General features: G+C 45.0%; 8 protein-coding genes and 1 riboswitch. Of the genes, 1 reads left to right on the forward strand and 7 read right to left on the reverse strand.

What is annotated here, in order from left to right; translation table 11 throughout:
* Positions 1 to 93: 93 nt before the first annotated feature.
* From metH to murQ, 4 genes are all read right to left on the reverse strand, one after another.
* Positions 94 to 3,798 carry a methionine synthase gene (metH, locus tag ABIC84_RS25620; RefSeq protein ID WP_429265414.1) on the reverse strand — a complete coding sequence of 1,235 codons (3,705 nt, stop codon included), beginning with the start codon at positions 3,796 to 3,798 and terminating at the stop codon, positions 94 to 96.
* Positions 3,799 to 4,002: 204 nt separating this feature from the next.
* Positions 4,003 to 4,112: riboswitch (SAM riboswitch) on the reverse strand.
* A 133-nt stretch (positions 4,113 to 4,245) separates the two neighbouring features.
* Positions 4,246 to 4,977: a Bax inhibitor-1/YccA family protein gene (locus ABIC84_RS25625; RefSeq protein ID WP_176626581.1), complete on the reverse strand. Its 732-nt coding sequence runs from the start codon at positions 4,975 to 4,977 to the stop codon at positions 4,246 to 4,248.
* Positions 4,978 to 5,146: 169 nt separating this feature from the next.
* The gene (locus ABIC84_RS25630; RefSeq protein WP_176626583.1) at positions 5,147 to 5,713 is read right to left on the reverse strand and encodes a hypothetical protein; all 567 of its coding nucleotides are present in this window, start codon (positions 5,711 to 5,713) and stop codon (positions 5,147 to 5,149) included.
* A gap of 102 nt (positions 5,714 to 5,815) precedes the next feature.
* The gene (gene murQ / locus ABIC84_RS25635; RefSeq protein WP_429265415.1) at positions 5,816 to 6,625 is read right to left on the reverse strand and encodes an N-acetylmuramic acid 6-phosphate etherase; all 810 of its coding nucleotides are present in this window, start codon (positions 6,623 to 6,625) and stop codon (positions 5,816 to 5,818) included.
* 108 nt (positions 6,626 to 6,733) lie between these two features.
* On the opposite strand from murQ, the gene ABIC84_RS25640 reads away from it, so the two are divergent.
* Positions 6,734 to 8,320 (forward strand): S41 family peptidase, encoded by a 1,587-nt coding sequence (locus ABIC84_RS25640; protein ID WP_429265416.1) that lies wholly within the window; start codon positions 6,734 to 6,736, stop codon positions 8,318 to 8,320.
* Positions 8,321 to 8,422: 102 nt separating this feature from the next.
* Here ABIC84_RS25640 and ABIC84_RS25645 read toward each other — a convergent pair whose 3' ends face one another.
* The 3 genes from ABIC84_RS25645 to der form a co-directional block, all read right to left on the reverse strand.
* Positions 8,423 to 9,334: an NAD(P)/FAD-dependent oxidoreductase gene (locus tag ABIC84_RS25645; RefSeq protein ID WP_429265417.1), complete on the reverse strand. Its 912-nt coding sequence runs from the start codon at positions 9,332 to 9,334 to the stop codon at positions 8,423 to 8,425.
* 131 nt (positions 9,335 to 9,465) lie between these two features.
* Complete coding sequence (locus ABIC84_RS25650) at positions 9,466 to 10,137, reverse strand: hypothetical protein (RefSeq protein ID WP_429265418.1); 672 nt, start codon at positions 10,135 to 10,137, stop codon at positions 9,466 to 9,468.
* A 231-nt stretch (positions 10,138 to 10,368) separates the two neighbouring features.
* Complete coding sequence (gene der / locus ABIC84_RS25655; protein ID WP_429265419.1) at positions 10,369 to 11,670, reverse strand: ribosome biogenesis GTPase Der; 1,302 nt, start codon at positions 11,668 to 11,670, stop codon at positions 10,369 to 10,371.
* Positions 11,671 to 11,724 lie beyond the last annotated feature (54 nt).

An 11,724-nucleotide genomic window follows, 5' to 3' on the forward strand; every position in this document is an offset into this window, starting at 1 on the left:
TAACACACCCCTCCACCCCTCTCAAGAGGGGAATCGCACGTTCTCGCGCTTTTTCAATTTTCGCTTTCACTCCCCCTTTAGGGGGCAGGGGGGCTAATAATTAATATTCGGCCCTAACCATCTTTCTACATCCTCAAGCGGCATATTTTTCCTCATCGCGTAATCCTCCACCTGGTCCTTACTGATTTTGCCTAAGCCAAAATACCTTGCCTGCGGATGCGCAAAGTAAAAACCACTTACTGAAGCGGCAGGCAGCATGGCCAGGCTTTCGGTTAACTGCATGTTCGCGTTATCTTCGGCTTTAAGCAATTCGAACAGGGTAGTTTTTTCGGTATGGTCCGGACAGGCGGGATAACCCGGTGCGGGACGAATACCCTGGTATTCCTCTTTAATCAGCTCTACATTGCTTAATTGCTCGCCTTTGGCATAACCCCAATGTTCTTTACGCACCAATTCGTGCATTTTTTCGGCGAAGGCTTCGGCAAGGCGGTCGGCAAGGGCTTTGGCCATGATGCTGTTATAGTCGTCATGATCGGCCTCAAATTCTGCTACCAGCTTATCACAACCTAAACCGGTTGTTACGGCGAAGCCGCCGAAGTAATCAGGCACACCGCTTTCTTTTGGTGCGATAAAATCTGACAAGGCATAATACGGATCATTCTTCAACTTTTCGGCCTGCTGGCGTAAGGTATGGATGCGATTTAAAACTGTTGTCCGACTTTCATCGGTATATAATTCGATATCATCACCTACGGCATTGGCCGGCCAGAAGCCAATTACACCTTTCGCGGTGAACAGTTTCTGGTCAACAATACGTTTCATCAATACCTGCGCATCATCAAATAGTTTTTTGGCTTCAACGCCTACAAACTTATCGTCAAAGATCTTCGGATAGCTGCCGCGAAGTTCCCAGGTGTGGAAAAATGGCGTCCAGTCGATATAAGGCAGCAACTCTTCCAGCGGGAAATTCTCAAATACTTTGGTGCCTGTAAATGCGGGTTTCGGCGCCACATCGCCATCCAGGCTAATCTGGAATTTACCGGCACGGGCTTCTTCGATTGTTACGAAACGCTTGTCCGATTTTTTATTGGCATGTGCCTCGCGGGCTTTGGCGTATTCGTCTTTAATGCTCTGGATATAGGCATCCCGGTTGTCCTTGCTCATTAGATTGCTGCAAACGGTAACGCTGCGCGAAGCATCCAAAACGTGAATGGCAGCCCCGGAGTATTGCGGCGCCACTTTTACGGCAGCGTGAATGCGCGACGTTGTAGCACCACCAATGATTAGCGGAATGGTAAAACCTTCGCGTTCCATTTCCTTAGCAAAATGCACCATTTCATCAAGCGATGGGGTGATTAATCCGCTTAAGCCAATGATATCAACGTTTTGCTTTTTAGCCTCTTCAATAATGCGTTGCGCGGGCACCATCACCCCAAGGTCTATCACCTCGAAGTTATTACAGGCTAATACCACACCAACTATATTTTTACCAATATCATGTACGTCGCCTTTTACGGTGGCCATTAACACCTTACCGGCGTTGGCACGCTGATCGGCATTTACGTTGTTCTTTTTTTCTTCTTCGATAAAAGGTAGCAGGTAAGCCACCGCCTTTTTCATTACACGGGCTGATTTTACCACTTGTGGTAAAAACATCTTGCCGGCACCGAACAAGTCGCCTACGATGTTCATACCATCCATCAACGGACCTTCAATAACCTCAAGTGGTTTGCTGTAGGCCTGGCGGGCTTCCTCCACATCGTCGTCAAGGTATTCAACAATGCCTTTTACCAGCGAGTGGGAGAGGCGTTCCTGAACGGTGCCTTTGCGCCATTCTTCGTCGCGCACTACTTCTTTGCCTTTACTTTTGATGGTATCTGCAAACTCAACTAGGCGCTCGGTAGCATCCGGGCGGCGGTTAAGCAATACGTCTTCTACCAGTTCCAACAGGTTTTTAGGGATCTCTTCATAAACTTCCAGCATCCCGGCGTTTACGATCCCCATATCCATACCCGCTTTAATAGCGTGGTACAGGAAAGCCGAGTGCATAGCCTCGCGCACTGTATTATTACCCCTGAACGAGAACGAAATGTTACTTACACCGCCGCTCACCTTGGCATGCGGCAGGTTTTGTTTGATCCAGCGGGTAGCCTCAATAAAATCGACAGCGTAATTATTGTGTTCTTCCAAACCGGTGGCTACGGTAAGGATGTTAGGGTCAAAAATAATATCCTGCGGCGGGAACCCTACTTCGTTCACCAGGATCTCGTATGACCGTTTACAGATCTCGATCCGGCGTTCCAATGAATCAGCCTGACCGGTTTCGTCAAAGGCCATTACTACGGTGGCAGCACCATAGCTTAAGATTTTCCTGGCCTGTTCCTTAAATTTTTCTTCGCCCTCTTTAAGGGAGATGGAGTTCACGATACCTTTTCCCTGTACGCATTTTAAACCAGCCTCAATCACCGTCCATTTGGATGAGTCGATCATGATAGGCAGTTTGGCAATATCAGGCTCGGAAGCAACCAGGTTCAGGAATTTTACCATCACCGCTTCCGAATCGATCATTCCCTCATCCATGTTAATATCGATGACCTGCGCGCCGCCTTCCACCTGTTGCAGGGCAACACTTAGAGCTGCCTCATAATCTTCGGCAAGGATCAATTTGGAAAACTTAGGGGAACCGGTAATGTTGGTGCGTTCGCCCACGTTTACAAAAATGCTTTCGGGTTTAATGGTGACCGCTTCCAGGCCGCTCAGGCGCATATCCGGCTCAATTTGAGGGATAGGGCGGGGCGGATATTTGGCAGCCTTATCGGCAATGCACTTAATATGCTCGGGTGTGGTACCGCAGCAGCCACCAACAATATTAACCAGGCCGGCTTTGATAAAATCATCAACCTGGTGAGCGGTTTCATGCGGAGTTTCGTCGTACTGGCCAAACTCGTTGGGTAAGCCGGCGTTTGGATAGGCCGAAATAAATACGCCTGCTTTTTCAGAAAGTTCGGCAAGGTGCGGGCGCATTTCCCGGGCACCCAAAGCGCAGTTTAGGCCTACCGATAGCAGGTTGGCATGGCTTATCGAGTTCCAGAAAGCTTCGACAGTTTGCCCGGAAAGGGTACGGCCTGAAGCATCGGTAATAGTACCTGAGATCATGATACCGCCCGAATCCCTGAAAGCAGGAAAATCCTTACCTGCAGCTTTACATTCCAGCTCATAACGTTTTATGGCGAAGAGGGCTGCTTTTGCATTCAGTGTATCAAAGATAGTTTCAACCAACAACAGGTGCGATCCTCCGTCAACCAAACCGCGTACCTGGTCATAGTAGGCCTCGGCCAGGTCATCAAAGGTAACGGCGCGATATCCGGGGTCGTTAACGTCTGGCGATAAGGAAGCAGTACGGTTGGTTGGGCCGATGGCACCGGCAACAAAACGCGGCTTTGCAGGGTTGCGCCGGGTATATTCGTCGGCTACCTCGCGGGCAATGCGTGCACCTTCGTAGCTTAGTTCATAGGCCAGTTCTTCCAGGTGATAATCGGCAAGGGAAATTACCTGTGTGCTGAAAGTGTTAGTTTCAATGATATCCGCACCGGCATCAAGATATTCGGCATGGATGGCTTTGATAATATCAGGGCGCGTGATATTGAGCAGGTCGTTATTGCCCTGCAGGTCGCTATGATGATCGCGAAAACGCTCGCCACGAAAATCCTTCTCGGTAAGCTGGTACCTTTGAATCATGGTACCCATTGCTCCGTCAATCACCAGGATGCGTTTCTGTAATTCTTTTCTAATGTCCATTTTTTGAGATGTGAGATATGAGATTTGAGACGTGAGATTTTAGCGGAGAGAACCTTGCTAAAACATCATGTCTTTCACCTCATATATCTGATAAAAAGACATTAAACAGGCGATTGAAAGAGCCGAAGCTATCTCAAATCTCACGTCTAATATCTCAAATCTAAATACAGCTTATCTCGAAAAGTCGGGTGTTGTTATGACTTTCGCTTATCTGTCCGGGCGCGTAATTGCTGCCTGGTAGAATGTAGCACCTTGTGAAGCACAGGTTGCTAAGACATCGCAGGGTCTAATCCCTCCGTCTTTCTCCATAAGCAGTGCAAAGTTGCGCAATAAAGTTATCATTTGCAAGTGTATAACATACGCTAAATATCATGCCTAAGCCACATTGTTAAACAAAAAAAGCCGCCTTTTGCGGAGGCAGCTTTATGATTGAATTTCTTAATGAGATTATCTTCTTCTGCCGAATAAACGGAGGAGCATAAAAAACAGGTTGATCAGTGTGATGTACAATGTTAGCGCACCCATCAGGGCCAGCTTTTTCGAGCTTGCATCACCGTATTCAATACCTGCTCCAATGCGTTTTAACATTTGCATATAGTAGGCAGTTAAACCAGTAAATACAGCTATGCCTATGTAGCTGATGATGTAACTCATTTGTTCGCTGTGCATAAAGAAGTTAGCTAATGAAGCTACAAAGATCCCAATGAACAGAATGTACATGATTGAACCAAACTTTGTTAAATCCATCTGGGTAGTATAACCGGCAATGCCCATAATACCGAAAGTTACTGATGCGGTAATGAAAACACCCAATATTGATGCAGATGTGTAGATCAGAAATATCAAACTTAAGCTGATGCCAATAAGCGTTGCATAGGCTACGAAAAGCAGCACCAATACCGGATAAGAGATTCGGTTATAGCCAAATTGCATTACCAATGAAAACGCCAGTGGCGAAAACAGCGCAAAATAGCCAAAACCTGTAAGACCGCCTGTTGGTGCAACGATCAGACTGATCAGGCCCATATTCAAAAATAGATAAACTGTTATCGCTGATACGCCAAGTGCAACGAACATCCAGCTGAAAACGCCGGCCATAAACCTGCGTGAAGCAACTTCTGATTGATCCCTAACTTCGATTACATTATCGAAGTTGTATTTAGATTCTTTAAATTCCATTTTGTGTTAAAAATTATAGTACGAATATATAAATAAAAGGTGAATACAGCATGAAGAAGCAAGACTGCAAGAATCAAGAGTCAAGAAACAGGAAAGTTTTCCGAAATGTCTTGTCTCTTGATTCTTGCAGTCTTGATTTCTGTTCTTCCTGCTTCTTGACTCTGTACCCCTAATTCAATCTCCTCATCAGCTGCTCTTCAACCTTTTTGAAAACCTGTATGGGTTTCAGGGTACGCCAGCCAAGGCTATCGAGTTCGCCGCCAAAATTGATGTAATAGTCGATATTGCTGTGTTTAAATTCGTCTATCACGTGTTCGCGGAAGTTGATGCCTGCTATCCAGCCGTCTTCCACGTCCTGGAACCACTCTTCGTAATAGCAATCATCGCTTGAATGAAAGTTGAGTACGTTTTCGCCGATCAGGATAAAATGGCTGATGCCATTATCTATCATCAGGTCGAGCAGCTCACGCTTCAGCAGCATAATGTCGTTGTTTATGGCGTCATTCCATTCACCTATCAGCTCAATAATAGTGTAGCCTTTATCATAATCGGCAAAAAGCACTTTTAAATAAAGTGTATTGGAGCCGAATGAGTCCCATTGCGGGTGCAGCAGGTAATTGTATACCTGCTTGTCAAATTCAAACTCGCTGTATTCTGTCGCATAGAAAGGCGAAAACTCATCTTCTGATGCCACGTAATCGTCTCTCCAGCGGTAATATGGTTCAATATCGTGCATGTTTTTGATTTCAAATTGTCTGAACCCGAATTTTTTGAATTTGAGAATTTATCGAATACAAGCATCTTCAAATTTCCAAATCAACACATCTTCAAATTCAGTTTATTTTTTTAAATAATGATCAACAGCGCTTCGTACGCTGCCGTATTGTTTCAGTAACCCGGCTGCTTCTTCTTCGTTCAGCCCGGTTTCGTCCATTACCATGCGGGTGCCCCTGTTCACCAATTTGTGGTTGCTCAATTGCATATCAACCATCCTGTTCCCTTTTACGCGGCCAAGCTGGATCATTACGCTTGTGCTCAGCATATTTAAAACTAATTTTTGCGCCGTGCCTGCTTTCATGCGGGTTGACCCTGTTAAAAACTCAGGGCCTGTTACTACTTCAACCGGGTACTGTGCCACAGCCGCTACCGGGCTGCCGCTGTTACAAACAATGCAGCCGGTAACTATATTGTGCTCATTGGCCGTTTTCAAGCCACCGATCACATATGGCGTAGTGCCCGAAGCGGCTATGCCAACAACCACGTCTTTATCATTAATGTCAAAAGCCTCTAAATCTTTCCAGGCCTGTACAGCATCGTCTTCTGCAAATTCAACAGCTTTGCGGATAGCACCATCGCCGCCTGCTATCAGGCCCACCACCATATCAAACGGAACACCGAAAGTTGGTGGGCATTCTGACGCATCAACCACGCCTAAACGGCCGCTTGTACCAGCGCCTATGTAAAATAAACGTCCGCCGTTCTTCATCCTTTCGGCAGTGATGGTAGCCAATGCTTCTATCTGCGGCAAGGCCTTTTCCACAGCAAAGGGAACAGTTTTATCCTCGTTATTAATGTTTTCTAAAATTTCCCTTACGGTCTGTTTTTCGAGGTTTTTGTAGTGCGATTCCCTTTCGGTAGTGGTTTCCATTGCCTATTTTCAAATAATTTATAACAAAATTCGGTAAAAATCATCAAATGCAAGGGTGCGGGTAAAAATTATTGACCCTGCAATTATTAACTTTGTGTGTAATAAGTTATGAAGAGGACCGCGGGTGTAATTTTCCGGACAATAATCCTGCTGCTGGTAGGGGTGATGATAGGCCAGGTGCTTAACAAGGATTTTGCCGCGCATAACCTTGGCTTCTCCTTTGTGAGCAATAGTAAAATAGCAAAGGTGTTGCAACTGGTTGACCGCAACTATGTCGACAGCGTTAATATCGATAGTATTGAAGGCGTGTCGGTAAATAACCTGCTTCAAAACCTTGATCCGCATTCGCTTTATTTACCGCAGCAGCAGGCGCAATCCATCAATGAACGGTTAGACGGTGGTTTTAACGGTATCGGTATCGAATACCAGTTACTGCGTGATACGCTAATCATTACGCAGGTTTATGCCGGCGGTCCGGCCGAAAAAGCAGGCTTACTGGTGGGCAGTAAGGTGATCAATGTTGACGATAAAAAGTTTTCGGGAAGTAAGCTAACAGCCACCCGGATAAATAGCGTTTTCAGGGGCGAAAAAGATGCTGAAATAAAACTGAGTGTTGTGCCTCCGCTGAGCAAAGATTTAAAAACACTTACGGTTAAACGGGGACACGTTGACCTGAGCAGCGTTGATGCCGCCTATATGGCCGATGCTAACACCGGCTATATCAAGATCAGTAAATTTTCGGCCACTACCGACCTCGATTTCCGAAAGGCTTTAACGGCGCTAAAAGTTGACGGTATGAATAAATTGCTGCTCGACCTGAGAGGCAATGGCGGTGGGTACCTTAATGCTGCTACTTCATTAGCCGATGAGTTTTTAACTGATGGAAGGCTGATAGTTTATACCAAAGGTATTCACGAGCCCCGCACTGATTACTTTGCCACCGATTCGGGCATGTTTCAGAAAGGGAAACTTACCGTGCTTATTGATGAATATTCGGCCTCGGCCAGTGAGATTTTAGCAGGGGCCCTGCAGGACCTTGACAGGGCTACTATTGTTGGTCGGCGATCATTTGGCAAAGGCCTGGTACAGCAGCAGTTTGCTTTTGACGATGGTTCGGCAGTGAATTTAACAGTGGCCAGGTACTATACCCCTTCGGGCCGCTCTATCCAGAAATCATACAAAAACGGGGTTGACAGTTACCGCAATGAACTTGCCCAGCGTATGCAAAAAGGCGAACTTTTTTCAGAACAAAGCAACCTTAACGATAGTGTTTTTAAAGGTACCCCATCATTCCATACGTCAAGCGGCCGCAAAGTTTTTAGCGGGGGAGGCATTATGCCCGATGTTTTTGTACCGGCGGATACCAGCAAATTCACCCCGCTTATCCAGGACCTGAGCCAGCAGCAATTATTTACCGCTTACGTTGTTGACCGCCAGCAGCAATTGCTTAAAAAATACCCGACTGAAGCTGAGTTTTTAACTCAATATGCTGTTAGTAATGACGAGGTAGACAAATTTATACTGTATGCCTCGCAAACCATTAAAGAAATGGATTCGCACGAAGTACAGATCTCCTGGGAGCCTATTAAAACGATCCTCAAAGCCCAGGCGGCCCGCTTTAAATGGGGTGATAACGCCTACTTTAAAGTGATCAACACCGATGATGTGACGTTTAAAAAAGGCTTGGAGCAATAGGAAGCGAACCGCTGATTCTCTTGATTTGAGGATTTCATGACTATGGTGCAGACTTACTAAGTTTTCAAAACTTAGTAAGTCTGCACTGCAATTGAATTGATGCTACTTTCCCGGCAGGAAAACCTCATTAATCAATTCCAAATTTGCCATAACACCTGCCATTGTGCCGCTATTAACTGCATTGGCTATGGAGCGAATGCCCGAAGCGCTGTCACCGCAGGCGTAAACGCCGGGTAACGTTGTTTTTTGCTGTGCATCAACCTGAATATGGCCCTGGTCGGTAAATGAGCAGCCTAATTGTAATGCAATATCACTGTGTTGCACAAATGGGAGCCTCGCATATAATGCTTTAAGTTTTATTTCGGAGCTGTTTTGCAAATGGATGGTAGTTATCTGGCCGTCATGATGATCAAACGCTGCTATTTCCCCCTCAATAATTTGTATATTATTATGACTGATAATGGATTGCTGACCTTCGGTCAAAGTTGATTTTCCGTTAGTGAACAGAATGAGATCTTTTGTCCAGTTTGAAATAAGTTTAGCCAGCTCAAAAGCCATTTCGCCATTAGCAAATATACCTGTAGGCTGATACCCGTATTCATAACCATGGCAATAGGGGCAGTGAATAATCGATATTCCCCAGCATTCGGGGAAGCCGGGAATATCGGGCATTTGGTCTTTAATACCGGCAGCAAGGATAATTTTCTTTGCGCTGAATGTTTCACCGGATATTGTATTAACCTCAAAGCCCTTAGTTATTGGTGTACATTGAGTGGCCTCACTATGGAGCAGCGTGATAGTTGGGTATTTTAAAGTTTGTTCACGGGCAATAGTCAAAATCTCGTGCGGAGTTTGGCCATCGCGGGTAAAAAAGTTGTGTGAATGTGGCGTTTGGCGGTTGCAGGGCATGCCACTATCAATAATTAATACTTTACGCATGGCACGGCCCAAAGCCATGCCTGCAGATAAACCGGCGCTGCTGCCGCCGATGATGATCACATCAAAATCCTTCATATGATATTGCGGTTAATTACCGATAAAGGTAAATGACAAAAACACAAAATGCAACAAGGTTGCATTTTGTGTTTTTGAACTGACAAAGTAGAATGGCGGTTGGCTAAAGAAATGCCAATTGCACCGGTATTTTATTTTTTATTGGTTTTGTTCAGTGTTAATAATCCGTTGAAATAGTATAATAGTTTTCGGTTATCATCCTGAATGTAGGCCACCGGATAATCGTAATTCATAAAAGTAACCTTCCATACTTTGGCAAAATGAGGCTGATCGGGCGTATCCGGCGTTAGGTTGTAATACCCGAACTCCGCATTAAGGCATGATGATTCATTAACGCGGTTATCAATGGTATAGCCATCTTTTTTAAAAGCATCAATAAAAATTTTACGTATTTGGGGCAGCGGAGCCGTTGCTGTAGTATTCAGGCTAAGTGTGCCATAGCGTCGGCCAATGGTAGTTGAAAAAACCTCGTTCCTGAAATGATAGCCTACTCCCGAATTAAAGATGGGCAAACCTTTGCTTTCTTCATAAGCTATAACATGCTGGTAGATATTAAGCGGGCCATTGGTGCTTATACTATCGTTTAAAATAACACGATAGATCACCAGGCCACTGGTTGAGATGTTATTTTTCTGAAGCAGTTTAACAGCGGTTGCCAGTTCAACTTTGTTGCTGTCGCTATAATCTCGTTTAACGCGACTGATGCAGCCATTATCTTCTCCGTCGGCAGATGATAGCTCACCTTTTTTGCATGCAGTAAAAGCGGCCAGTACTATTAGTACTAAACAGTAAAACTTTTTCATGAAGTGTAAAGTATTGAGGTTTAGTAGTATTACGGAGAGGGAGATGGAAACGTAACAACCAGGGGGTAAAAAACGTCATTGCGAGGAACGAAGCAATCGCGGACTATGCAGGGCATACCTTCAAATAGGGGATTGCTTCGTTCCTCGCAATGACGCGGTGGTGAAACTTTGTAAGTCTGGATTTGATAGATCAAATTCAAGGTAATCCTCAAATCCTAAAAATCAAGGTTCTTACTTCTGCCTGAACCAAACCTGTATCGGCGCGCCCGAGAAATCAAAATTTTCCCTTAGTTTGTTTTCGATAAAGCGGTAGTAAGGTTCTTTAACGTATTGCGGCAGGTTGCAGAAAAACGCAAACATGGGCGATGAACCTGCAATTTGGGTAATGTATTTAATTTTAACGTATTTGCCTTTTATTGATGGCGGAGGATAGTTTTCGATGATAGGCAGCATCACCTCGTTCAGTTTGGAAGTCGGGATTTTACGTGCGCGGTTTTGGTAAACCTGGTTGGCTACGTCTAACACCTTTAGCACCCTTTGCTTTTCGGTAACAGAAGTAAATACAATAGGCACATCGCTGAAGGGGGCAATTTTATCGCGGATCTGCTCTTCAAATACTTTTACAGTTTTATTGTTTTTCTCGATCAAATCCCATTTGTTTACCACAATCATCACGCCTTTTTTGTTCTTTTCGGCCAGGTGGAAGATATTGATGTCCTGCGATTCAAAGCCTTCAACCGCATCAATCATCAGGATAATTACATCGGCTTCTTCCAAAGCCTTGATGGTGCGCATTACCGAGTAAAACTCAATGTTTTCCTTAACCTTGGTTTTTTTACGCATCCCGGCTGTATCTATCAGCATAAAATCATGACCATACTGGTTATAATGGATATGGATAGAGTCGCGGGTGGTACCGGCAATAGGGGTAACTATGTTACGGTCTTTACCGATAAGTGCGTTAATGATAGATGATTTACCCACGTTAGGGCGACCGACAATGGCATATTTAGGGCGGGTGTTTTCTTCCAGTACTTCGTCTTCAAAGTGTTTTACCACTTCGTCGAGCAATTCGCCGGTACCTGAGCCAGTCATTGATGAAATGCTGTAGATTTCGCCAAGGCCGAAGCTGTAAAACACCATGGCATCGGCAACCTGGTTGTTATTGTCCAGCTTGTTCACTACCACAAAAACAGGTTTGTTGCTTTTGCGCAGGCGGTTGGCAATCTCATCGTCCAGATCAGTAATACCGGTTGTAACATCAACAACAAAAAGGATCACTGAAGCTTCTTCAATGGCAATATCAACCTGCTCGCGAATGGCGGTTTCAAAAACATCGTCGGAATTAGCTACATAGCCGCCTGTATCAATAACGGTAAAATTGTGGTTAAGCCATTCGGCAACGCCGTAATGCCTGTCGCGCGTGACACCGCTAAAGTCATCAACAATAGCCTTGCGACTTTCGGTTAAACGGTTATATAATGTTGATTTGCCTACGTTGGGCCTGCCCACAATGGCTACTATGTTACTCATGCTTTTTTATTAAGAGTCAGGATGCAAGAAATCAAGATTCAGGAATACAAATCT

The sequence above is a fragment of the Mucilaginibacter sp. 3215 genome (assembly GCF_050433785.1).
Taxonomy (GTDB): Bacteria; Bacteroidota; Bacteroidia; order Sphingobacteriales; family Sphingobacteriaceae; genus Mucilaginibacter.